We start from the raw sequence: 26,013 nt of genomic DNA on the forward strand, positions 1-26,013 counted from the left end.
TCAGCCGCCCTCGAACAACCGGCTCGCCTCCACGGGGGAGCCGAACAGCCACCCCTGCCCCAGTGCGTCGCGATCGATGTCGGCCACGATCCGAGCCTGCGCATCGGTTTCGATGCCTTCGACTACCAGCCCCAGCGACAGGGTGCGGGCCATCGCCACCATTTGCGGCATCAGGCTTTGCGCCGCACCGTCTTCCAGCGCGAGCGTAAAGCTGCGATCGATCTTGATCATGTCCACCTGCAATTGCGCAAGGTAGGACAGGCTCGAATAATCGGTGCCAAAGTCGTCGATGTATACGGCGTGCCCGGCCTTGCGCAGGGTCTGGATGCCACGGCCGATGGCCTCGCGGTCCGCGGTCGACCGCTCGGTCAGTTCAAAGCCGATCGCGCCCGGCGATACCCCGGCGGCATGCAATTCCTGGCGCACGAAGGCGGCAAAGGTAGGGTCCAGCACGTCCCTGGCCGACAGGTTGACCGTCACGCGGAACCCCGGGCGCTGGCGCAATCCGTCGGCCAGTTCGGCCAGCACCCGCCGCAACACGAAGCGGGTCACTTCTGAGATGAAGCCGTCTTCTTCGGCCACGGCAATAAACACATCGGGGCTGATTGCGTGGCCTTGGCTGTCGCGCCACCGGATCAGGGACTCGGCGCCGACCCGCTGGCGGTCCGCCAGCCGCACGATGGGCTGATACACGACGGTCAGTGCATTGTTGCGCAAGGCGGCGCGCAGACGGCGGGACAAGGACCGCGATCGTGCGATCGCCGACACCAGCCCGACGCCGCCCCCCAGGCCGGCAAACAGACCGAACAGGCCGAAGGCCATCACCAGCGGGGATCGCCGGGCGCTGGGGCGGTCGCGCAGCGCCGCCACGATGCAGCCCGTATGCGCGGTCGAACAGCGCACTTCGAAGCGCCGGCCGTCCAGCACGACGGGCTCGCCCGTCAGCAGGGTGCGCGAGGCCAGTCCGGCGGGCGGCATGTTCGAGATGAACACGTCGCGGTGCGTGTCGTATTCGGCGACCACCGTGTAGTCCAGGCGAGGATCGACCTTGTCCACGAACGCATCGCGATTGAGCACGACCGAGGCGTCCCCTTCTTCGATCACCATGCCGTGGACACCGGGCATCCCGATCAACGGCGTGTCGACCCGCACGCGCCGGCCACGGTGGGTTTCGTAATCCGGCCGGCCCCGGGCAGTCGGCACCGCCAGCCTGCCCAGGGTCGAGCTGCACAGCATGTCCCGATCGTGCAGGCGCACGGCGCTCTTGACGTTCCGGGATTCGATGACGATGCGGCGCAGCCAGGCCAGGTCGGCATCGCTGCAGGGTTCGGCGGGGGATTGCCGGATGCGTGCCAGCGCCTGGACGATGTCGTCACCCACGGCGTCCGAACGCTCGATGTACAGCTGAGCCAGCCGGCCCGTGTCTTCCTCGATCTGCCCGTGCAGCGTGGCCACCCCGGCCCACAGGCCGACACCCAGCCCGATCGCCATGCAGGCAAGCACGCCTGACGTTGCGAAAGTGACGGGTTGTGCTGTCATCGAAGGAAAAATGCTCGACCGTGTGGGCGGTCAGGATACACCGAGGTGGCGCGCAACCCACAGAGTGAGAATTGATGAATACGCCCGTTCGCGGTTTTGGGTATAAAGCCGTCTGGGTGCGTGGGCTTACTACCAAGGCTTACTCCACCAGATCGACATCCGTCGCGCGTCACCCTAACCCCCTCTGTTGCATCGGCCAGCTCCCGGATTCCGGCCATGGCCTGGAGAAGTCATGCTTCCGGTCAACTATCACCCTGCCCTGGTCGTCCTGTCCATCTGCGTGGCCATCCTGGCGTCGTACACCGCGCTGGGCATGGCCAACCGCGTGCGCGCAACCGCCGGCATCGCCCGCCGGATCTGGCTGACGGGCGGCGCGCTTGCCATGGGCCTGGGCATCTGGTCCATGCACTTCATCGGCATGCTGGCATTCAGCCTGCCCATTTCGCTAGGCTACGACGTCGGCCTGACCACGCTGTCGGTCGTGATCGCGATCGTGTCGTCGGCGTTCGCGCTGAATGTCGCCAGCCAGCCGCAGCTGTCCGCGGGCAAGCTATGCGGCGCCGCGGTGCTCATGGGCGCGGGCATCGCCGCAATGCATTACGTGGGCATGGGCGCGATGCGCATGGACCCCGGCATTTCGTACGACACGTCCGTGGTCATCCTGTCGATCGCGATTGCGATTGTCGCGTCGGGTGCCGCGCTGTGGATCGCGCGCCGCACCGACACGTCTTCCTTGCGGGAACGCCTGCTGCGCCTGGGCGCCGGCGTCATCATGGGCCTCGCCATCGTGGGCATGCACTACACGGGCATGGCGGCGGCCAGTTTCCCGGTGGGCACGGTGTGCCTGGCCGCCGGCAGCGGCATGTCGGCGTCGTGGCTCGCGCTCCTGGTCACCACCGTCACGCTGGGCGTGCTGGCCATTGCCCTGGTCGCCGCCCTGCTCGACGCCCGCATGCAGCAACGCACGGCGGCCCTGTCTTTTTCGCTGGAGGCGGCCAACGAAGAACTGATCCGCCTTGCCCTGCACGACACGCTGACCGGGCTGCCCAATCGCATCCTGCTGCAGGAACACGTCAAACGGTCAGTCGAACAGGGCCAGCGCGGTCGCGGCACGTTCGCGGTCATGTTCGTGGACCTGGACGGATTCAAGGCCATCAATGACGCCTACGGCCACCACACGGGCGACGCGCTGCTGGTCTCGATCGCGCAGCGCCTGCGCCACGAGCTGCGGGCCGAAGACAGCATTGCCCGGCTGGGCGGCGACGAGTTCGTCGTGCTGGCGTCGGCGGCCGACCCGCAAGACGCCGCCCAGCTGGCGCAGCGTCTGATCGATGTCGTCTCCGCGCCGGTCGCGCTGTCGGAACATCTGCTGCTGGTCACGGCCAGCATCGGCATTGCCATGTTCCCGGGCGACGGCGATTCGGGCGCAAGCCTGATGACCAATGCCGACGCCGCCATGTACCACGCCAAGAGCCTGGGTCGCGCGGGCTACTGCTTTTTCGAACCGTCGATGAACGCCAATGCGCGCGAACAATTGCGCCTGCTGCAGGACCTGCGATCGGCCGTCGCCAACAACGAATTCGAGCTGTATTACCAGCCCAAGTTCGAGGCGCCGGCGGGCCCGGTCGTCGGAGCCGAAGCGCTGCTGCGCTGGCATCATCCGGAACGGGGTCTGGTGCCGCCCGACCGGTTCATCCCGCTGGCGGAAAAGACGGGCCTGATACTGACCATCGACGCGTGGGTCATCAACGAAGCATGCCGGCAATTGCGGGCGTGGTGCGATTCGGGTCACACGGCGTGGAATATGGCGGTCAACCTGTCGGCGCTGCAGTTCCAGCATGCCGGCCTGGTCGACCTGGTGCGCGATGCCCTGGCGCGGCACGGGGTGGCGGCCGAGCGCCTGACGCTGGAGATCACCGAGTCGATCGCGATGCGCGACGCCGAAGCCAGCATGGACGTGCTGAACCGGCTGGTCGCCCTGGGCGTGTCGATCTCGATCGACGACTTCGGCACCGGCTATTCCAGTCTCATGTACCTGAAGCGCCTTCCTGCCACCGAACTCAAGATCGACCAGGGCTTCGTCAGCCAGCTCGAACATGACGGTGACGACGCGGCCATCATCTCGGCCATTGTCGCGCTGGCCCACAAGCTGGGCCTGAACATCGTGGCGGAGGGGGTAGAGACGCCCGAACAACAGGACTTCCTGACCCGGCTGGGCTGCAATTCCCTGCAGGGTTTCCTGCTCGGCCACCCGCTGCCCGCGGCGCAGTTCGTCACGGCCAACGCGCACATACACGGCGCGGCCGCCTGATCTCGGGCGGCCGCGCCTGCGCGGGGGCAAACGCACCCCGTGTCTTCTGCTTAGCGAGTCACGGTCGCGCCTTGACCCGACGTGGCCAGACGGCTGTGCTGGCCAGCCTGGCGGCCTTGCGGCACGGTGTGTGCGGGCTCGGGATAGGTCGCGTCGTCGAACACCACGCCTTCGGCGCGGGCTTGCGCCAGCTCGGCACGAACCGCGTCGCGGGTCACCGCGGGGCTGCTGGCGCTGGCGGGCCGGGCGAACGGGCCGGGGTATTGCGCATCGGCAACGATCAGGCCCGCGTTGCGGGCGCGGATCAGTTCGGCCTGTACCTGGGCGTGGGTCGTGTTGCTTTCCAGCGAGAACGGACCGGGATAGTTGGCGTCGGTAACGACGTTGGTGTCGGCAAAGGCATTGGCGCCTGTGACGGACAGGGCGACAAGCAGTGCGGCGGTCGTTGTCTTCATGATCATTCCTTCGTTTTTGACCGGCGGAGCGGGGCTCGTTGGCGGCGCGGGCCGGCGTCCTGACATGGACGGTGGCTGAAGAAGCTCATGGGGTCATGAGCAAGTGATGCCACTGTATTAGCATTGACCGGCGGGATAAACACCCACCAATCGACATCACTATTCATGAAAGACTAACAATCGCCTTGAGTCAGAGATCAATGCCGCGGTAGACCCAGTCGATCTCGAAGGTGCTGCCCTTTGGACGCTTCGTCACGATACTGTTGCGGACATCCCGCGCACCGCCGCCCGCATGGCAGAAGCCGCAGAAAAATCGCGACGACAACTGGATGCGGCCCGTGCGCAGGTAGCGCTCGTTTTCGTAGGCAACAAGCGCCGCGTCCAGGTCAGGCATGGTGGTGACCTTCCTGGCCAGCACAACCGCATCTTCCATTGCCATGCACGCCCCCTGCGCCAGATATTGCAGGGTCGGATGCGCCGCGTCACCCAGCAGGGTAGCGCGGCCCTGCGACCAGCCAGGCGTGGGATCACGATCCTGCAGGACCCAGTGCCTGTCCTTGCGCACAAAGCCCAGCATCTTCTGCACCGATGGAATGCAGTGACTGAAGATGGCTTCCATTTCTTCAGGCCCGATCGTTTCGGCGCGCCCGGTGCGCATGGCCTCGTTCTCGACCACCGCCACGTTGTTCATGACCTTGCCGCCGCGCAGGCGATATTGGACGAGATGCAGATCGGGGCCGACCCACATCACCACATCGTCAGCATGCGTCGCATCTTCGATCTCTTCGATGGGCACCACGCCGCGATAGGCGACCTGCCCCGCCACCCGCGGCGCGCCATCGTCCAGGATGGCGGCGCGCACCCGCGACTTCAGGCCGTCCGCGCCGATCAACGCGGCGCCACGGTACTGGCTGCCATCTTCACAGACCACATCGACGCCGGTCGCGTCCTGCGTGAAGCTGGCTACCCCGCGCGAGGTCTCGATGCTGACACCCGGCAACGCACGTGCCGCGTCCAGCAGCATCTGGTGCAGATCGCTGCGGTGGATCACGGTGTAGGGATAGCCGTAGCGTTCCTGGAATGCGTCGCCCAATTCGATGCGGGTCAGTTCCTTCCCGTCGATGGCGTCGATCATGACCAGGTTGTTCGGATAGAAGGCGACTTCCTTCAGTTTGTCCGCAATGCCCAGTTCGACCAGGATGCGGTAGGCATTCGGCCCAAGCTGCAGGCCGTAGCCGATTTCGCCCAGCTCGGCTGCGCGTTCCAGGACCCGCACCGCGCGGCCTGCGCGCGCCAGCGCCAGCGCGGTGGCAATTCCGCCTATGCCGCCGCCGGCAATCAGGATCTCGTGCGATGCCGGTGTAGAGCTGCTTCCCATCATTGTCTCGCTATCGTTATGGTTGTCGACTTCCGCCAGTCCCGTGCACTGTAGGCGCGGCGGCAGCATCGAACAATCCAATAGATTCGATAACCTCAATTCGACAATTGAATACTGCAAGGGGCGCCTGGACGGTCGGGCAAGGCGTCGCAGCGGCACGGCGCATCGGGTGCGCTGCGGGTTATCCCTGGGTCAGGCGCTGCCCGCTCAACCGCGCCGGATCGTGGGCGCGGCCAGACCTTCCATCATCACGTTGATGCACGCCGGCCTGCCGCTGGCGACGGCGGCCTGCACGGCCGATTCCATGGCGGCCGGGTGCGTCACGTTCACGCCAAAACCGCCGAAGGCGGCGGCAACCTGGTCATAGCGCGTCGGCAGCAGTTCGCAGCCCACGGTGCGGTCGGGGCCGTAGTCGCGCACCTGGATCTGGTATTCGGCGTTCCAGCGCGCATCGTTGCCAACGACAACGACCATCGGCAGGCCGTGGCGCACCGCGGTGTCGAATTCGGCCCCATGAAAGCCGAAGGTGCCGTCGCCCAGGACCGCGACGACCGGTGCGTCCGGCACGGCCAGCCGCGCCGCCACCGCAAAGGGCAATGCCGATCCGATCGACCCGGCGATGCCATTGATGACTCGCTGCGGCGCGGACAGGCAGGCCTGCGCCCACTGGCCGATCTCGCCGCCGTCGACCACCAGCACGGCGTCGGGGTGGCTGTCGAGCAGCGCCTGCAAAGGCCGGAAGGCGGCGGCCGGGTGCACACGATCGGGCGCCGCCGCCGTGGCCGTGGCCCAGGCAGCTGGCCGGTAGGCGATCGCGGCGTGAACGGCATGCTGCCAGTCGGCGCGGTTCTGCACAGACGGGTCGCCCAGGACAGCATGCTCGGCGGCGGTGGCGAACGGCCTGGTATCGGTCTGACCGGACAACCCACCTGCCGCTGCCATCAACCCTTGCGCGCCCGACACCGCATCGGCCACGCAGGCCGCCACCAGGCGCTCGCCGAACGCAGCGCGGCTGCGGGCAATCTCGTTGTCATCCGCATCGATCTGCAGGATGGCTGCGTTTGCGGCTAGCGCAGGCGCTTGACCAAACTTCAAGGTGAAATCCAGGCGCTTGCCCAACAGCAGTACGCAGTCGGCCTGAGCCAGCATGTCGGCAAACGCGCCCAGGCACGGATCGTTGGTCCCGCGAGGACTTTCCATCCCGACCACGGGCACGCCCGTTGCCGCGGCCAGCGCCGCCGACAGCACGCGACCCGGTCGCGTCAGCAAGGCCGGGCCCGTCACGATCAGCGGCCGGCTGGCCGACCGCATGCGCGACAGCATGTCGGCAAGGACAGTGGCCGACGGCACGACAGGCGATGCCAGCCAGGCTTCCCGGGGCACCATGCGCGGTGATGCCACCGCCGCGTCCAGCAAATCCGTCGGCAGGCTGACATGCACCGGGCCAGGCCGGCCCGACAGCGCCGTCGCAAACGCGCGCGCCATGTCCTCGCCCAGTCCGTCCGTGGTCCGGGCCGTCCACGACGCCTTGGTCAATGGCGCGGCCAGATCCGCCTGAGCCATTTCCTGGAAGGCTCCTTTGCCCAGCTGATTCAACGGTGCATGGCCGGACAGCAACACGACCGGTGATTCCGCCTGGGCCGCCGTGTACAGCGCGCCGACCGCGTTGGCGTGCCCCGGCCCGCCGGTCACCAGCGCCACGCCCACGTTTCCGGTCAGCCGCGCCCACGCATCGGCCATATGCACCGCCGCTGCTTCGTGCCGCGTGTGGATGAGCCGGATCCCCGCATCCTTGCAGGCGTCGAAGATGGGCATGATGTGGTTGCCGGACAGCGTGAAGATCGTGTCGACACCGGCGTCCGCCAGGGACCGGACCAGCAGGTCCGCACCGCGGGATGTAATCGTGGGCATGATGGCTCCAGAGGGAATGCACGCCATCATGGACGACTCGCCCCGCCCTGCAAAGCGTCGCCTTATCTATCCAGGTCTTCGCTGCGCTTCAGTTGCAGGATGACAGGGGCCCAGCGCTTCTTGCGGCGGTTCTGGGTCTGGCGGTAGTAGTGGCAGGCCACCACGACCGGGGCGATTGCGGCGAGTACGGTAAAGGTTTGCAGATCCATCTCAGTCTCCTTGCCAATCGTGGTCCGATCGTGACGGATAGCTGTCACGCCGGCAATACGACGTGAAATGGACAGGAGGGGGATGGACGGATGGTTCGTACTGTGGCTGGCGTTGTCACGACAACGTCAGCCACTGCACGAGCGATGCCATCAAAGCTTGCCTTCAGCGGCGGATCACCATTCCGTGCCGTAGTGGCGATACACCGATTTTGCGTAGTCTTCGTTGTACTCTGGCGCCGCCGTCGACGTGTCGTAGCGTGGCGCGTTTTCAAGTTGCGCCTGATCCAGAGGCACGACATACCCGTCCAGGTCGGTGCTGTACTCCAACACGTTCCAGGGCAGTGGGTAGCGATCGGTGCCGATGCCAAGGAAGCCACCGAATTCCAGCACGGCATAGCGAACCTGGCCGGTGCGCTTTTCGATCATCACATGGTCGATCGAACCGAGCTTTTCGCCTAGCTTGTTGTAGACGGTGGTGCCCTCGACGCGGTCCGACGAGATCAGGGTATTGGGTGAATTGAGTTCTGCCATGATGGTTCTCCTTGCGTGTGCAATGGGAGCGTGTCTGCAGCAACACGCCGCGTAATGCCTGGTCAGGCACTCCGCCATTGCTCAGCACGGAACATGCCCGGCTAGAAACCGCTTTCCCGGATGATGGCGCTGCCCAGGGTGCGCAGCCAGTCGGCCGCGATGGCATACGGCTGACCATGAATGACCACATCGACCAGCGCCGTCCGCGCGTGGGGCAGCGGGTCGGCCAGGCGCAGCCGGACGCGGTAGAGGGCATGCTGCACTTCGCGCTTGCCGTTGGTGCCGACCCTGATCGGGCCGCCGTGGGTCGCGGCCAGCATGTCATCGGGCAGGACAAGCGTGCGTGTCGTATCGATACCGATGACGGTGGCGCGCAAGGGCTCGAACGCGCTGCCCACATACACGCTGGCCCTATCGTCCAACGCCAGATGGCGCAGCGCATCCTGGCTGACGAAGGCATCGGCGACCCACGCGCCGGCGTCGACCAGCATGCCCAGGGCCTGGGTGGGGTTCACCCAGGCGCCGGACTGCACTAGCGGATCCAGATCGGTCAGCGTCCCGGCAAAGGGGGCCACCAGTTCCAGCCGCCGCATTTCTTCCGTCGCGCTGACGCGCTCGGCCATTTCCTGCCGTAGACGGCTGCTGAGCAGGCCGCGTTGCGCGGCGTCCGCTTCGGTGGCATCGGCACGGCGCAGCTGCGCCCACAGCGTGGCGGTGGCGGCGTCGGACCGTTCACCCCGCGCGGTGGTGTCCGGCGATTCCAGGGTCAGCAGGACATCGCCTGCCGCTACCGGACCGGCCGCGCGCACCTGCGACACGCGGGCAGGGAATGGCGCATACACCGCCAGCGTCTTTTCGGCATGGATCCATCCGGGGGCGCGGACGCCATGCGGCAAAGGAATCGCCAGGAACAGCATGACCGTCACGAGCACGCTCAGGGCGATCAGTTTGCGGCTGACGCGGATCTCAGTGCGGCGGCGCGCCCAGACCTTCATTTCGGACCAGATTGGCATAACGATGAACCAGCAGATCTCGACAAGAAACAGAAAGATGCCGAGTGCCTTGAAAAAGTAGAGGTAGACGGCAACGGCAATGCCCAGGAACACCACGGCGCGCACGACCCACACCGTCAGGGCAAAGGCGGTCAGGCCCACCTGCAATCGCCGGGACAGCAGTTCGGGAGCGGGTTCATTCCAGCCCAGCAGGCGGCGGCGAACGAAGGCGCGGCCAAACGCCGAACTGCGGGCATGCAGGTTGGGCAGGTCCAGCAGATCCGACAGCACAAAGTAGCCGTCGAACCGCATGAAGGGGCTTGCGTTGACTCCGAGCGTCAGGATCCACGACGTGGTCGCCAGGAAAAACAGCGCGGAACGGATGACGCCGTCTTCGGTAATGCTCCAGCCCAGCGTGGCCAGCAGCGCCAGCCCCATCTCGGCCATCATGCCCGCCGAGACGATGGCCAGCCGCTGCCGGGGGTTGGTCAGCTTCCACGATTCCGACGTATCGGTGTAGAGCATGGGAAACATGACGACCAGGGACACGCCCATGTGCGCGACCCGGACGCCGTAGCGCGTGGCGGTGAACGCGTGCCCGAGTTCGTGCAGCACTTTGGCAAAAGACAAGGCCGCCATGTAGGCCAGCACCCCGGCGGGTGTGAAGCTGTCCTGCACGCTGGCCAGGAAGCTGTCCCACTGCTGCGACGCCAGGATCAGGCCAAGCAGGCCCAGACCCAGCAAGGTGAACAGGAAGGCGCGGGTGTAGATGAAGGACACATAGGGCAGCGCACCGGCCAACAGGCGGTCGGGGCGCACCAGCGGAATGCGGATGTACAGGTAGTGATGCAGGAGCCACTTCAGGCCGAACTGCCGGCGGGTGGCCGAGACGGCCGCCAGATGGTCGGCCGCGCGGGCCGTATCGGTGCGGACCAGATAGTTCTGGCGCAAGAAGGCGAGCAAGGCGTCGAGCGCATCCTTGCCCGGCCGCAGCAGGCTTTCGGCATGGACGGCGGCAAGCACCGCGTCGCCATCGGGCTGCCAGTGCGACAGCATTTCGAATTCGAGCCAGCCGATGCGATAGAAGCGATTCGCAACCGGGTCCTGGATCATCCAGGCCGGCGAGCCGTCGCGATTGTCGCTGGCGGGCAGCAGGGAAAGATCCTGGCGCAGCTCCGGTAAAGGCTCGGGCGCGCTGGCCGGCGCGCCAGGCAGGCCAGACGGACCGCCCGCAAAGCGCCCCGACGCACCCGGCACCGTTATGCCGTCCATCATGCTATAGCCCGGTCCACTGGCGCAGCGCGGCCAGCGGCCGGCGCAGCAGGTAATAGACGACCGGCACTCGGCGGCCGTAGATCTTGGCCGTGCCCTTCAAGCCGATACGCGCCACGTCCTTGCCGGCGTCGCCGATCGCCCCGCGCAAGCGGTACGACGCAACGTTATCGGGCGACAGCACGGCCTGGTAGCTCGTTTCGGTCAGGGTGGCATCGACCGGCGACAGCGGCGCCACGTGCAGGAACAGCCGGATCGGCGCGCCTTCATCGAGCGAGATGGCGTCGGCGGCGGGCAGGTAGACCAGCACGCCGGTGTCCTGCGGGTCGGCGATCTGCATGACCCGCTCGCCCGTGACCACCGGCCTGCCCTGCCAGTCGTTGGTGTCGCCGAAGACGGCAATCCGTCGCGCGGCGCCACCACATCGATGCGTTTGAGCTGTTCTTCGACGGCATGCAGCTCGGCGCGCCGTTCAGCGATCTTGCCTTGCAATGCGGTGACCTCGCTGCGCGCCTTGGCGTCGTCGAACGCCCGCTGCTGCGCGGACAGCAGTTCCGCGGCAGCGACTTCCAGCGCGCGAGCCGTGACTTCGCGGCGGTTGCGCAGCGTGGTGTCGTCCAGCGAGAACAGCAAGGTTCCGGCTTTGACGCGCTGGTTCGGCTGGACGTCGAACGACTTGATGACTCCATCCAGCGGCGCGGCCACCGCGATGGCTTTCAGAGCGACCAGTTCGCCAGGCGCCAACGCGCTCTGCCGGACCGGCACGCACATCAGCGCGATCAACAGTGCGGCGGCCAGCCAGACCTTGGGTCCGCGAGGCAGCCGGAATCCGACAGGCGATTTGCGCACCCGTGTCAGCGCCCAGGCGCAGTAGGACCAGCAGGCCTGCAGCCGGTCGAAAATGGCCAGTTCCGTCTCGTTGGGGGCGTTCTCGAACACGAACAGGCAGACGCCCAGGCGTTCGCCGTCCTTGACGAGCGGCACCACCACCAGATGCGCCGGCCACCACTCTTCCCAGCCGTCGATCAACGCAGGAGTCAGCGCGGGCAAGGCCGGCACGGCGTCCGATGCCGTGGCGTCTGCCCTCGCATCCAGGTTCACCACCTGCACCGCGTCGGGCAGGTCCTTGGCAATCGCGCGCACGATACGCCGCGTCCAGACCGTGAACGGGCTGTCTTCCGACAGCGCGGCCAGGCCCGAGACAGCCACCAGGTCAGGGCCCGTCGCGCCCAGGCGCCAGAACGACGACTGCCGGTAGGGCAGCACTTGCCACGTCTCGTTGACGATGGTGAAGCACAAGGCATCGAAGGTGCGGGCCTTGCGGCAGCTGTCTTCAGCCTGCCACAACGCGGAAACAGCGGTCATTTAAGTCCTGCGAATCGCGCCGTGCCGCTCATGCCCGCAAGCAGGCCGGGATGCACGGCGGTGAACTGGCCTTCGATCTCGATGGTCTGTGCCGACACGTCCACGCGCGCACCCAGCGCCGACACCTTGGCGGCATAGGTGACCCCGGTTTCGTCGACCGCAACCTCGAATGGCGTGCCGACCTTGAGCGTCTTGAGCCAGCGCGACGGGGCATTCAGGCGAATCTTGAGCGGACCATTGCTGATGATCTCGGCCAAGGGCGTACCGATGTTGACGCCTTGATACTGGCGCACGAAGATCTTGGCGACACGGCCCGCGAATGGCGCGACCACCGCGCATTGCGCGTTCTGCACCTGCGCCAGTTCCACCTGCCCGACCGTGCGGTCCACGGCAGCGGCGGCAAGATTGACCTCCACATCACCCGCGGCTTGCAGCCCTTGCAGACGTACCTTGGCTTCATAGGTTTCGCGCGCAGCCTTCAGTTCGGCCGCGGCGATCTTGGCGCGGGCATCGTTCTCGCTGCAATCGAAGGTGGCCAGCGTGCGGCCTTGTGGAAACGTGCTGCCCAGCGTCAGGTTCAGGGTCTTGATGCGTCCGTTCATGGGCGCGGCCAGAGTCGTTTCCTTGTCGGGCGAGATCATCACGCGCACGACGTTGGGGTCCATGGCTTCCGGCGCAGCCGTCGCGGCGGGCGTCTGCGCCACCGCCGTCAGGGTCGACAGACTCAACGCGGCTGCCAGAGCGGATCGTTGAAACCGCATCACTTCGCGTCTCCCGCCACACGCAGCGGCTCGGCGCTGACGGCCAGTTGCGCTTGCGGCGCGATCGACATGGCGTCGGCCGGGGCGACCGCCACAGGCGCGGCCTGCAGCACTGCCGCGAGCTTGGGCGCATTCGCGGCCACGGCGGCATCGACCACGCCGGACAGCGCCCGCTGCGTCACCTCGCCAATCACGGCGGCGTACGTCAACACGCGAGGCGCCGAGCCTTGCGCGTCCGTCAGACGCATCGACACCGTTGCGGTCCGGGTGCCCACCGGGCCACCCTGCACCGTCACCGTCAGCCGCAGCGTTTGCGGCGCGCCGGCGTTGCGCGCCAGCACGTCATGGCGAATTAATGCGTCCTTTCCCACTTGCGCCAAGGCCGCGCGGTCCATGCCTGCCGGCGCGTCATCGACCGCCACGGGCACGGGCTGCATCGCGCCGCCCACGGGCTGCGACGACTGGAAGGTGGTCTGCTCCCACTCGGCCGTCGTGCGCGCAATCGACTGCGCCAGCGTGACCACGTCAAGCCCGGCGATCTGCTCGGGCAACACATCCAGACCGATCGAGTTGTACAGGCGGCCCCATGCCGACTGCGCGTTCGAGTAGCTTGCAAACTGCTGATACGTGGTCAGCAGGTCACGCGCTTCGGCGCGGATCACTTCGAGTTCGGAGTCCACGCGGGTCGTCGCGGCGGCCTTGGCGTAGTTGAGCAGGCGGGCATCGACACGCGCCGACTCGCGCGCCAGGCGCAGGTCGTTGGCCGCCAGCGCGTAACGCTGCACACCGATGCGGACCTGCGTCAGGATCGCCATGCCGAGCGCCATGCGGCGATAGTCGTCGGTCTTGTTCTGGGCCTCATGCGCGCGCTGCAGGGCAGGCAGCGAGGCCAGCCGGAACAGGTTCCACGACACGCTGATGCCCGAGTCGATCCACGAATTGTTGTACAGAAAACGGTTCGAGTCGTACTGCGCATTCAGGAAATCGAACTGGATGCCAGGCATGGCCAGGATCATCGCCGCCTTGATGTCGTTGGCCGTCACGCGCTTGCGATACCACTCTTCCATCAACTCCGGCCGATGCTGCAGCGCCATCTCTTCCAGTGCGCTGACGTTCGTCGGCACGGGGGGCAGCGTCGGTTCGGCCATGTCGGCCAGCGTATAGGTCGTTCCTGGCGGCAGCGTCATCAACGCGGCCAGTTCCGCCCGCGACAGCTCCAGTTCCTGCCGGCGGACCGACAGCAGGCTGACGGCGTCGAGCAGCGCGCGCTGGTAGGCAAGCGCGGTCGGTTGCGGCAGCAGGCCTTGCTGCTCCGCCTGGCGCGAACGCGTCAATGCGGCTTCGACGCGGGTCATCAGGTCATCGACACGGGCGATCAGCTTCTGCGCGCCCAGGGCGCGCCAGTAGGCGTTGCGCGTGTCCTGGAGCACGTTCTGGATGACCTTGCGCTCGCGCTCCTTGGCCATCAGGTACTGGTCCGCCTTCTGCTTGGTGCGGTAGTACGAAACACCAAAGTCCAGCATGTTCCACGACAGCTCGACATTGGCCTGCGTGTGCGTGCGTTCCTGCGAGGTGGAAGGCGACAGCGTCTCTTCGCGGCTCACGATGCCGATCGACCGGCCGCCCGAATCGTTGCTGCGCGACGCGTACCCCGCCCCGACCAGCAGGCGCGGCATCATGTCCCAGCGCGAGACGTCCTGCAGGCCTTGCGCCAGCGCCGTTTCCATCAGCTTCAGGCGGTAGTCGAGGTTGTACTTCAGCGCGCGCGCGGCGGCTTCCTCGAACGTGATCGGCTTGAGGATGGGCTCCTGGTCGGCGTACATGCTGGCGCGGTCGGCGGCGACGCGGTCCTTGACCTGCGACTCGGTAAAAGGCGTCGGGTTCATCGACGAGCAGCCAGCCAGCGCGACGGATACCGCCGCAAGGACGCTGAGTTTCAGTGCGTTCATGGTCATCATTCTTGGTGAGTCGAAGGCATGGGGGCCGGTGTGCGCAGCGCCAGTTGCGGGGCGGACACCGGGTCGGCGGCGCGCAGGGGGCTGACGCTCCGGCTTGCGCGCTTGAGTTGATCGGCAAAGCCCGCAGCGCCACTGCGCTTGGCTTCGGGAACCGGCGCCGGGCGATCGGCGGCGGGGTGGCGCAGCCTCGCGGCTGCCCTGCGCGGACGGGACGAGGTCCAGCGCGAAAAGGCTGTTGGTCGGCAGCAGGTTGTCGGCCGACAACGAGACGCGTCCATCACGTCCCAAGGTACGAACGCGCAACCCGGCCTGTTCGCGTTCCGCTTCATTCACGGCATGCCGCACGAAGATGGATGCATCCTGGCCGAGCCCCTGCCCACGCGACACGATGTCGGTGCTGCCGGTATCGATCGCGTTGACGTCGATGCCCGACGCCGACATGTCGCTTCCCGAACGCAGCGCCTGTTCGCGTTCCACGGTCACTTCGACGTACACGATCGGGTGGATGGGCAGCGGCAGATTGATGACGCGGTTATCGCCCCAGTATTCCTGCCAGACGCCAGGCGGTTCGGTCATGAAGCGCGTCGCCATGACGCCCGACCGGACAGCGTTGCTGCCGATCTGGATCGGTGCTGGCGATTCCGGCAGGGGCAGGACCGTGGGCGCCGTGGGAGACGTTGGCGAGGTCGGTTCGGACGGGGTCACTGGGATCACCGGTGCGGTCCCGGTCACCGTGATGGTCAGCGTCGCTACCGCCGTGCCGCCGTGGCCATCGCTGACGGCATAGCTGAACACGTCAGCCGCCTGCGCACCGGCGGCAAGCTGAGCGGCGGCAGGCTGGTTGGCCACGTAGGTATAGCTGCCATCCGGACGCAGGGTCAGCGTCCCGAAGGCGCCGACCAAGGGCTGGCCGACCAGGTTGCCGACGGCTGCGGCGTTGGCCGCCGTGCCGGTGGAGACGCCCACGACCTGCAGCGTGTCGCCATCGACATCGCTGTCACGGCCCGTGGCGTTGGCGCCCTGGATCACGCCCTGCCCTGCCGGGACCACCACGGTCTCGCCGTTGCGCACCGCGCCCGTGTCGGCTTGGGCGATTGGCGCATCGTTCGTGCCGGTCACGGTGATCGTCAGCGTGCTGAAGGCCGTGCCGCCGTTGCCGTCGCTGATCGCGTAGCTGAAGGTGTCGGTGGCCGTCTGCCCAGCGGCCAATGCATCGGCCGCGGCGCGATCCGCCACGTAGCGATAACTGCCGTCGGCGTTGAGGGTCAGGGTGCCCAAGGTGCCGACCAATGCCGTCCCGATATTGGCCGTACCGACGCCGCCGACGGAAGCCGACGTGCCCGTGCTGACCCCGATGACCTGCAAGGGGTCGCCATCGATGTCGGTGTCTGTACCAACCGCGCCCAGAATCACGCCGTTGCCTGCGCCGACCACCAGCGTGGCGTTCTCGCCCACGCTACCCGTGTCCGGTGTCGCCACCGGCGCGGGGTTGGTGACCGTGAAGTCGAAGCGCTGCGACGTGCTGGCGCCCTGGCTGTCAGTCGCGGTGACGACGACGCGATGGACGCCGCCGATCCCGCCTTGGCTGGCCTGACGATCCAGCGTGCCCGAGATGACACCCGTTGCAGTATCGATGGTCAGTCCGGCAGGCAGGCCGCTGGCGCCGTAGGTAAAGGTGTCGTTGCGGTCCACATCCGCAAAGGCGGCGGCAGTGGGCAGGCTGACCGTCGTGCTGTCGGCGCGAACCACTGCCGGCAGGGTGCCGACCGCCGTCGGGGCATCGTTGCTGCCCGTGACGGTGATCGTCAGCGTGCTGAAGGCCGTGCCACCGTTGCCGTCGCTGATCGCGTAGCTGAAGGTGTCGGTGGCGGTCTGGCCTGCGCCCAGCGCGTCCGCCGCGGCCTGGTCGGCCACATAGCGATAGCTGCCGTCGGCGTTCAGGGTCAGCGTGCCCAAGGTGCCGACCAGCGCCGTACCCGTGTTGCCAGACCCGACAGCCGCCAGGCTGCCAGCCGTGCCAGTCGTCACACCCGTGACCACCAGCGTGTCGCCGTCCACATCGGTATCGGTGCCGACCGCGCCAAGAATCACGCCATCGCCTGCTCCCACGACCAGCGTGGCGTTCTCGCCCACACTGCCGACGTCCGCCGCCGCGACCGGTGCCGGATTGGTGACGGTGAAGTCAAAGCGCTGCGTGACCGTTGCGCCCTGGCTGTCGGTGGCCGTGACGACGACGCCATGGACGCCAGCCGTGCCGCCCTGGCTCGCCTGATGATCCAGCGTGCCCGATATCAGGCCCGTAGCCGCATTGATCGTCAGCCCGGCGGGCAGGCCGCTGGCGCTGTAGGTAAAGATATTGTTGCCGTCCACATCCGCAAACGCTGCCGCCGTGGGCAGATTCACGGAAGTGCTGTCGGCGCGCACCACGGGCGGCAAGGTACCGACGGCAGTGGGGGCATCGTTGCTGCCCGTGACCGTGATCGTCAGCGTGCTGAAGGCCGTTCCGCCATTGCCGTCGCTGATCGCGTAGCTGAAGGTGTCGGTGGCCGTCTGGCCAGCGCCCAACGCGTCCGCCGCGGCCTGATCGGCCACGTAGCGATAGCTGCCGTCCGAGTTCAGCGTCAAGGTGCCCAAGGTGCCAACCAACGCCGTTCCGGTGTTGGCAGACCCGACAGCCGCCAGACTGCCAGCCGTGCCAGTCGTCACACCCGTGACCACCAGCGTGTCGCCGTCCACATCGGTATCGGTACCGATCGCGCCAAGGATCACGCCGTTGCTTGCGCCCACCACCAGGCTGCCGTTCTCGACCACCGTGTTGGTATCGGGCGCCGCGACCGGTGCCGGGTTGGTGACGGTGAAATCGAAGCGCTGCGTGACCGCCGAGCCCTCGCTGTCGGTCGCCGTCACCACGACGGCATGGACACCGCCCGTGCCGCCCTGGCTCGCCTGGTGATCCAGCGTGCCCGTGATGGCGCCGGTGGCCGGATCGATGCGCAGACCTGCCGGCAAGCCCGTGGCGCCATAGGTGAAGCGATTGTTGCCGTCCGTATCGGTGAATGCCCCCGCCGTCGGTACGTTGACCCGCGTGCTGTCGGCCTGCGTGACCGGTGGCAGAACGCCCACCGCCGTCGGCGCATCGTTCACGCCGGTCACGGTGATCGTCAGCGTGCTGAACGCCGTCCCGCCGTTGCCGTCGCTGATCGCATAGCTGAAGGTGTCGGTCGCGGTCTGGCCTGCGCCCAACGCGTCCGCCGCGGCCTGATCGGCCACGTAGCGATAGCTGCCATCGGCGTTCAGGATCAGCGTGCCCAAGGTGCCGACCAGCGCCGTACCCGTGTTGCCGGACCCGACAGCCGCCAGGCTGCCAGCCGTGCCGGTCGTCACGCCCGTGACCACCAGCGTGTCGCCGTCCACATCGGTATCGGTGCCGACCGCGCCAAGAATGACGCCGTCGCCTGCACCCACGACCAGCGTGGCGTTCTCGCCCACGCTACCCACATCCGGCGTTGCCACCGGCGCGGGGTTGGTGACCGTGAAGTCGAACCGCTGCGTGATCACCGCGCCCTGGCTGTCCGTGGCGGATACGGTGACCGCATGCACGCCGCCGACTCCGCCCTGGCTGGCATCGCGGGTCAGCGTGCCCGAAATGACGCCGGTCGACGCATCGATCGTCAGTCCCGCAGGCAATCCGGCCGCACTGTACGCAAAGGTGTTGTTCTGATCGAGATCCGTGAAACCGCCCGCCGTCGGCACGTTGACCACCGTGCTGTCGGCCTGCGTCACGGGCGGCAAGGCGCCCACCGCTGTCGGCGCATCGTTGACGCCGGTCACGGTGATCGTCAGCGTGCTGAAGGCCGTTCCGCCGTTGCCGTCGCTGATCGCATAGCTGAACGTATCGGTTGCGGTCTGCCCTGCGCCCAGCGCGTCGGCCGCGGCCTGATCGGCCACGTAGCGATAGCTGCCATCGGCGTTCAGGGTCAGCGTGCCAAGCGTGCCCACCAGCGCCGTCCCGATGTGGGCCGTGCCGACGCCGCCCACGGACGCCGCCGTGCCGGTGCCGACGCCGATGACCGTCAAGGCATCGCCGTCCACATCGGTGTCGGTCCCGACCGTTCCAAGAATCACGCCGTCGCCGGCGCCGACGATCAGCGTGGCGTTCTCGTTCACGCTGCCGGTATCCGGCGTTGCCACCGGTGCGGGATTGGTCACGGTAAAGGTAAAGCGCTGCGTCACGCTGGCGCCCTGGCTGTCGGTCGCCGTGACGGCAACGGTATGCACGCCGCCCGTTCCGCCCTGGCTGGCCTGATGATCCAGCGTGCCGGAGATGATGCCCGTCGCCGTATCGATCGTCAGCCCAGCCGGCAAGCCGGCCGCGCTGTAGGCAAAGGTGTTGTTCTGGTCGACGTCGGCGAAGCCGCCTGCCGTCGCCACGGAAACGACCGTGCTGTCCGCCTGCGTGACCGGTGGCAAGATTCCCACGGTGGTCGGCGCGTCATTGGTGCCGGTCACGGTAATGATCAGCGTCGTGAAAGCGGTGCCGCCCTTGCCATCGCTGATGGCGTAGCTGAACGTATCCGTTGCCGTCTGGCCCGCTGCAAGGGCTTCCGCCCCCGCCTGGTCCGCCGCGTAGCGGTAGCTGCCATCCGCGTTCAGGGTCAGCGTGCCCAGCGCGCCGACCAGGGCCGATCCGGTGTTGGCCGTGCCGACGCCCGCCACGGTCGTTGCCGTGCCCGTCGTCACGCCGATCACCGACAGTGTGTCGCCATCCAGATCGGTGTCCGTGCCGCTGCTGACCGCGCCCTGGATCACGCCACTTGCCGCCGTTGTCGTCAGCACTGCGTTTTCGGTCACGGCCCCGGTATCCGGATTGGCCACGGGTACATCATTGACGTCAGTGATGGCTATCACGCTGGTCACGGCGCTGCTGCGTGCCGCACCCGCGCCATCCGAATCGGCGTCCACCACGGTCCAGGAAATCGTGCGCGTGGCCGAGGACTGCGCGGGGGTTTCACTGGTCGATGCGTAAGTGACCGTGCGCAGCGCATCGCGGTACTGCGCCAGGGTGGCCGTGCCGGACAGGGTCAGCACGCCCGTGGGTGCGTCGTAACTGCCGCTGATGCCCGATTGGTTGACGAATGCAAGCACATCGCCTGCCGTCAGGCCGGCAGCGATGCTGACGGTCGCGCCGGTCAGTTGCGTGTCGTCGGCGTCGGTGATGGTCAGTGTGCCGTCGATAACGGCAGCCGCCTGATTCTCGGTGTAGTTGAGCGTGGCGCCGGCGGTCATGACGGGTGCGTCCTGCGCCGGGGTCACGGTCAGGCTGGTGGTGCGCACCAGGCTGGTCGTTGCCGCCGCGTCCGATCCGGCGTCCGTGACGGTCCAGCGGATGCCGCGCGTGGTGGCGGTGCCATTGACCGTCGGGTCGTCACTGCTCGACAGGAACGTGACCGATCGCAGCGCGGCCTGGTATTGCGCCAGCGTCGCGGTGCCGCTCAAGCTGAGCACACCCGTCGCGCTGTCGTAGCTGCCGGTAATGCCCGATTGGTTGACGAATACAAGCGTATCGCCCGCCGTCAGGCCGGTGGCAATCGCTACCGACGCCGCGCTGATCTGCGTGTCGTCCAGGTCGGACACCGTCAGATTGCCATCGAGCACGACGGCCGTCCCGTTTTCAATGAACTCGGGCGCGGGCAAGGCGCCGCCCAGCACCGGCAAGTCATTGCTCGGGGTCAATGTCAGGCTGCTGGTCACGACCGCGCTGCTGGCTGTCCCGGCGCCATCCGAATCGGCATCCCGGACCTGCCAACTGATCGTGCGAGTCGCCGAGGTGGCCGTGGGATCGTCCGACGTCGATGCAAACGTGACCGAACGAAGCGCCGCCTGGTACTGCGCCAGGGTCGCGGTACCCGTCAGCGTCAGCACGCCATTGGTATTGCTGACCACGGTGATACCGTTCTGCGCCGTGAAGCCCAGGGTATCGCCCGCCGTGTACCCACTGCTGATCGTGATGGTTGCGCCGCTCAACTCGGTGTCATCGGCATCACTGACCACTGTCACGCTGCTGTCGATGACCTGCGCCGCCGCGTTCTCCGCATAGGTCGTGGACCCGCCGGCCGTCAGAACCGGCGCGTCCTGCGTGGCCGTGATGGCGATGGTCTTGGTGGCCGTGCCGAAAGCCGCGCCCGCACCGTCGGAATCCGCATCCGTCAGGCGGTACGTGATCACACGGCTGGGCTTGCTGCCGTTGTCGGTCGGGTCGTCACTGCTGTTGCGGTAGGTCAGGCTGCGCAGCACCGTCTGGTAATTTGCCAGCGTGTCGGTGCCGGTCAGGGTCAGCACACCCGTGGCCGCATTAAAGCTGCCGGTAATGTTGCTGCCTGCCACCACAACGGCCAACTCGTCCGACGCCAGGGCGCCGGTGGTGATCGTGATGGTGCCGCCAGTGATGAGCGTATCGTCGGCGTCGCTGACCGTCAGGCCCGTGTCGACGGCAATGGCCGATCCGTTTTCGGTGAACGCCGCCGACCCCGCCTGTGGCGTCAGCACAGGCGCGTCATTGACGGCCGTCAGGGTGATGGTGCTGGTGACGACGGCGCTGCTGGCAACGCCCGCATCGTCCGAATTCGCATCACGCACCTGCCAGCTGACCGTGCGGGTGGCCGACGTGGCCGTCGGGTCTTCCGACGTCGACGCATAGCCCACCGAACGCAACGCGGCCTGGTACTGCGCCAGCGTGGCGTTGCCGGTCAGGACCAGCACGCCATTGGCGTTGCTGACGATGCTGATGCCGTTCTGCGGCGTGAAGCTCAGCACGTCGCCCGCGGTATAGCCGCCGCTGATCGTGATGGTGGCGCCGCTCAAGTGCGTGTCGTCGGCATCGGACACCACCGCCAGGGTGGCATCGATCGCCTGCGCCGGCGCATTCTCGATATAGGTCGAGGATCCGCCCGCGGTCAGCACCGGCGCGTCTTGCGCCGGAACGACCGTCACGCTGGTCGCGCGCGTGCCGCTGCCTGCCCCTGCCCCATCGGAATCGGCATCGGTCACCGTCCAGGTAATGCCGCGCGTCGTGGCCGTGGCATTGGCCGTGGGATCGTCGCTGGACGACCCGAACGTAATCGTGCGCAGGGCCGCCTGGTATTCGGCCAGCGTGGCCGTCCCGGTCAGGCTGAGCAGCCCCGTGGCTGCGTCGTAACTGCCGCTGATGCCAGACTGGTTGACAAAAGCAAGTACATCGCCTGCCGTCAGGCCTGACGAAATGCGCACCGATGCCGAGGCGATCTGCGTGTCATCGAGATCGCTCAAGGTCAGTCCGCCGTCCAGCACGACGGCCGTGCCGTTTTCCGTAAAGGTCGGTGAAGGCAGCACGCCGCCCAGCACAGGCGCATCGTTGACCGCGGTCAGGGTGACGGTGCTGGTCACGGCCGTGCTGGTGGCGACCCCTGCATTGTCGGAGTTCGCATCGCGGACCTGCCAGCTGACGGTGCGCGTGGAAGACGTGGCCGTGGGGTCATCCGAGGTCGACGAGAAGGTCACCGACCGCAGCGCCTGCGTGTACTGCGTCAGGGTCGCGGTGCCGGTCAGCGTCAGCACGCCATTGGTATTGCTGACGATGCTGATGCCGTTCTGCGGCGTGAAGCCCAGCGTATCGCCGGCCGCATAGCCGCCGCTGATCGTAATGGTTGCGCCGCTCAAGTGGGTATCGTCGGCATCGGACACGACGGTAACCGTCCCGTCGATGACCTGCGCCGGCGCGTTTTCCACATATGTGGACGTGCCACCCGCGCTAAGCACCGGGGCATCCTGCGCAGGCGTCACCGTCAGGGTCGTGGTGCGCGCGACACTGCTTGCCGCTGCCGCATCCGAACCCGCGTCGGTGACCGTCCAGCTGATGCCGCGCGTCGTTGCGCTGGTATTGGCGGTGGGATCGTCGCTGGTGGACGAAAACGTGACCGAACGCAGCGCCGTCTGGTACTGCGCGATGGTGGCGGTGCCGGTCAGGCTGAGCAATCCCGTGGCGGCGTTGTAGCTGCCCGTGATGCCAGACTGGTTGACGAAACCAAGCGTGTCGCCGGCTGTGAAATTGGACGAGATCGCGACCGACGCGGACGCGATCTGGGTATCGTCGACATCGACGATCGTCAGATTGCCATCCAGCGCAACGGCGGTGCCGTTCTCGGTATAGGTCGGCGCAGGCAAGGCCCCGCCCAGCACCGGCGCATCGTTCACCGGCGTCAGGTTGATGGTGCTGGTCACGACGCTGCTGCTTGCCACGCCGGCGCCATCCGAATTGGCGTCACGCACTTGCCAGCTGACCGTGCGCGTCGCCGACGTCGCCGTCGGGTCTTCCGACGTCGACGCATAGCCGATTGAACGCAGCGCGGTCTGGTACTGCGCCAGCGTGGCATTGCCGGTCAGGGTCAGCACGCCATTGGTGTTGCTGACGATGCTGATGCCGTTCTGCGGCGTAAAACTCAGCACATCGCCCGCGGTGTAGCCGCTGCTGATCGTGATGGTCGCGCCGCTCAGCTGCGTGTCGTCGGCGTCCGACACCACGCTCACGGTGCCATCGATCGCCTGTGCCGCGGCGTTTTCGGTGTACGCCAGCGTGCCGCCTGCGCTGATGACCGGCGCGTCCTGCTGGGGCGTCACGGTCAAAGTGGTCGTGCGCGTCAGACTCGTGGCAGCCGCGGCGTCCGATCCGGCATCGGTCACCGTCCAGTTGATGCTGCGTGTCGCTGCGGTGCCGTTGGCGGTGGGATCGTCGCTGTCCGAGAAGAACTGGACCGACCGCAAGGCAGCCTGGTATTCGGCCAGGGTGGCTGTGCCGGACAGCGTCAGCACACCGCTGCTCACGTTGTAGCTTGCAACAATTCCGTTCTGGCCCGCGTACAGCAGCGCGTCGAACATTTGCAACCCCGATGCAATCGTGACAGTCGCCGACGAGATCTGCGTGTCGTCGACATCGCTCAGGGTCAGGCCGCCATCCAGCACCACCGCCGATCCGTTCTCGACAAAGGTCGGTGACGGCAAAGCGCCGCCAAGCACGGGCGCATCGTTCACGGCGGTGATGGCGATCGTGCCGCTCAGCGCCGCCGTCAGCGCGCCGGTGCTGGACGTCGCACCCTTGCTGTTGCCGCCATCGTTCAAGGTGATCGTCAAGGCGCGGCCCGTCTGCGTGCCGTTGACGGTCGGGTCATCACTGGTGGAGCTGTAGCGCAGCTGCGCCAGCAAGGCGCTGACCGCCGCCGGCGTGGCGGTGTTGGACGTAAAGGTCAGCACCAGGTTGGCGGCTGATCCGCCAGTCATCGTGGCGAACGCCGCGCCGCCATACGACACGGTGCTGCCCGACACGCCGATCTGGCCCGCAGCGGTCCCCTGATTCGCGACCGACAGCACGTCGCCGGTCTGATAGCTGCCCAGGGCGACCGTCAGCGACCCGATGTTGGCCCCACCGTTGTAGAAGTTCGCGACCGCATCCGGATCGGACACGGCAATAGGGCCGCCCAGCAATGCCACTGCCGTCCCTTGCTCGGTATAGCCGGTGCCGGCCACCGACCCTGCCGTCATGACCGGCGCGTCGTTGTCGCGCACGATCGTGACAAGCACCGTCTGCGTCTGCGCCGTGCCGGTGCCGCCATCGTTGAGGGCCAGCGTCAGCGTGCGCGTCGTCGTGGGCGCATCCGACGTATTGGCAAAATTCAGTGCACTGACGACCGCCTGCGCGACATCACGGGTCGTGTTGGCATTGAAGCCGATGGTCAACGTGTTGCCGGCGCCGCCGGCGATCGAGCCTACCGTGATCCAGGCGCTGCCGTTGTAGTACTCGACCGTGGCGCCGTTGCGCTGCACCGCGCCAACGACGGCGGGCACGTTGCTGCCCAGGGACACGATGTCCTGTCCCGCCACCAGTCCCGATACGGTCAGGCTGCCGCCGGCGAAGCTCGCGCTGTCCACGTCGGCCACCACCACTGCGCCGTCGATGATCGCGGCGGACTGGTTGATGGCGTTTTCAAAGAAGGTGACCGGATCGAGACCCGAGATGACCGGCTGATCATTGGCAGGCACCACGGCGATCGTCGCCGTGGCGACGTTGCCGGCCAGCTTGCCGGTCGATGCCGCCGTATCCTCGAAGCCGGCGTCGGTCACCTGCAGTGTGACGGTCCGGTTGCCGGCCGTGGGGTTGTCGCTGTCATTGACGTAGGCCAGACCGCGCACCAGCGTCTGCAGGGCCCCGGTCGTCGCCACACCCGACACGGGCGCAACGGTAAAGGTGCCCGTCGCGGCCACATAGGTGATCGTGTAGGCGCCGCTGGTGTCGTTGATGAGCTGGTCGGCATTCAGCGTGAAACTGCGCCCGCCCAGCACGATGCGTTCGCTGGCGCCATCGACCACGCCCGCGACGACCAGACGCAAGCCGGTCAGGTTGCTGTTGTCCACGTCGGTCACCAGCGTGCCCGCGACGAATGGCAAGGCCACGTGGGCCGCGTTGGACGGTTCGGTCCACGTAAAGGTCACGTCCGTGCCCGCGGCTGCGCCGTTCAGGTCGATCACGGGTGCGTCGTTGACCGGGGCAATCGTCAGACGGCCGGTGATCGGCGCGCTGTCGAGCGCGGTCGGACCGCCCGCATTGCCGCCGGCTTGCTGGTTGTTGCCGTCACTGACGGTCACGCTGTAATCGCGCGTCGTGCGCGAACCGTTGACCGTCGGGTTGTCGCTCGTGCTGCGATAGGTGATGGCGTCAACCAGTTGGCCGACCTGCGCCAGCGTCGTGCCCGCCGCCAGCGATATGACCAGATCGGCGCCCGATCCGCCCGACACGCTGACACCGGCAGGCAGCGCACCACCCGGCAGGCTGGCAAGATCCACCCCCAGCACGTCGCCCGCGACGTAGCCCGCCGCATCGGTGATCCGCACCGTGATGCTGCCCTGGCCGAAGATCGTGCTGTCCAGTCCGGCCGATGTGGCCAGGTCAAGGTCGGCGATGGCCGATCCGGCGTTGACGAGCTTGACCGGGTCGACCGACACACCGCTGCCCGTCGTTGCGTTTTCGGTTTGGGTCGGAGACGCGGCGGTGCCAGTCAGCACGGGCGCATCGTTCTGCCGCGCAACCGTGGTGCCCAGCGACACCGCGGTGGACCAATGGCTGGTGGCGCCCAGGCTGGCCGAAATGTCGCTGCTCGCGGTGGTCGTCACGGCGCTGTCGGACACGTACACCACCAGGCTGCCTGGCGTGCCGTTGTAGTTCGCAACGTTGGGCAGGAAGCGCAGGCTGGCGGTGGTCGACAGCAGCAAGGCCGATCCATCGGCCGGCGCGGACGCACCGCTGCC

The 26,013-nt window shown here is 67.1% G+C and carries 11 protein-coding genes and 1 pseudogene; 1 reads left to right on the forward strand and 11 read right to left on the reverse strand.

Annotation, left to right across the window (positions count from 1 at the left end):
- Nucleotides 1-1,539 carry an EAL domain-containing protein gene (locus tag ACNANG_RS06305; RefSeq protein WP_420226468.1) on the reverse strand — a complete coding sequence of 513 codons (1,539 nt, stop codon included), beginning with the start codon at nucleotides 1,537-1,539 and terminating at the stop codon, nucleotides 1-3.
- A gap of 232 nt (nucleotides 1,540-1,771) precedes the next feature.
- On the opposite strand from ACNANG_RS06305, the gene ACNANG_RS06310 reads away from it, so the two are divergent.
- Complete coding sequence (locus ACNANG_RS06310; RefSeq protein WP_420226469.1) at nucleotides 1,772-3,850, forward strand: putative bifunctional diguanylate cyclase/phosphodiesterase; 2,079 nt, start codon at nucleotides 1,772-1,774, stop codon at nucleotides 3,848-3,850.
- Between the two features lie 50 nt (nucleotides 3,851-3,900).
- Here ACNANG_RS06310 and ACNANG_RS06315 read toward each other — a convergent pair whose 3' ends face one another.
- The 10 genes and pseudogenes from ACNANG_RS06315 to ACNANG_RS06360 form a co-directional block, all read right to left on the reverse strand.
- Nucleotides 3,901-4,305, reverse strand: coding sequence for a DUF4148 domain-containing protein (locus tag ACNANG_RS06315; RefSeq protein ID WP_420226470.1), 405 nt, complete (start codon nucleotides 4,303-4,305; stop codon nucleotides 3,901-3,903).
- 190 nt (nucleotides 4,306-4,495) lie between these two features.
- Entirely contained in the window at nucleotides 4,496-5,752 is a 1,257-nt protein-coding gene (locus ACNANG_RS06320) for an FAD-dependent monooxygenase (protein ID WP_420226471.1), read from the reverse strand.
- 138 nt (nucleotides 5,753-5,890) lie between these two features.
- A complete protein-coding gene (locus ACNANG_RS06325; protein WP_420226472.1) occupies nucleotides 5,891-7,594 on the reverse strand; it encodes a thiamine pyrophosphate-binding protein in 1,704 nt (567 codons plus the stop codon).
- Nucleotides 7,595-7,656: 62 nt separating this feature from the next.
- A complete protein-coding gene (locus ACNANG_RS06330; protein ID WP_179589454.1) occupies nucleotides 7,657-7,803 on the reverse strand; it encodes a hypothetical protein in 147 nt (48 codons plus the stop codon).
- Between the two features lie 174 nt (nucleotides 7,804-7,977).
- Nucleotides 7,978-8,334 (reverse strand): PRC-barrel domain-containing protein, encoded by a 357-nt coding sequence (locus ACNANG_RS06335; protein ID WP_420226473.1) that lies wholly within the window; start codon nucleotides 8,332-8,334, stop codon nucleotides 7,978-7,980.
- 101 nt (nucleotides 8,335-8,435) lie between these two features.
- Nucleotides 8,436-10,601, reverse strand: coding sequence for an HlyD family efflux transporter periplasmic adaptor subunit (locus tag ACNANG_RS06340; protein ID WP_420226474.1), 2,166 nt, complete (start codon nucleotides 10,599-10,601; stop codon nucleotides 8,436-8,438).
- A gap of 1 nt (nucleotide 10,602) precedes the next feature.
- Nucleotides 10,603-10,938, reverse strand: a complete 336-nt coding sequence (locus tag ACNANG_RS06345) for a hypothetical protein (protein ID WP_420226475.1) — start codon at nucleotides 10,936-10,938, stop codon at nucleotides 10,603-10,605.
- Between the two features lie 191 nt (nucleotides 10,939-11,129).
- A pseudogene (locus tag ACNANG_RS06350) lies at nucleotides 11,130-11,963 on the reverse strand (biotin/lipoyl-binding protein); the annotation flags it as partial.
- Nucleotides 11,960-12,724, reverse strand: a complete 765-nt coding sequence (locus ACNANG_RS06355) for an efflux RND transporter periplasmic adaptor subunit (protein ID WP_420227464.1) — start codon at nucleotides 12,722-12,724, stop codon at nucleotides 11,960-11,962. The pseudogene ACNANG_RS06350 and the gene ACNANG_RS06355, both read right to left, overlap by 4 nt.
- Entirely contained in the window at nucleotides 12,724-25,977 is a 13,254-nt protein-coding gene (locus tag ACNANG_RS06360; protein ID WP_420226476.1) for a VCBS domain-containing protein, read from the reverse strand. The genes ACNANG_RS06355 and ACNANG_RS06360 overlap by 1 nt, the downstream gene beginning before the upstream one ends.
- Between the last annotated feature and the right edge of the window lie 36 nt (nucleotides 25,978-26,013).

This window comes from Pigmentiphaga litoralis, from assembly GCF_048632615.1.
Classification (GTDB): Bacteria; Pseudomonadota; Gammaproteobacteria; order Burkholderiales; family Burkholderiaceae_B; genus Pigmentiphaga; species Pigmentiphaga litoralis_B.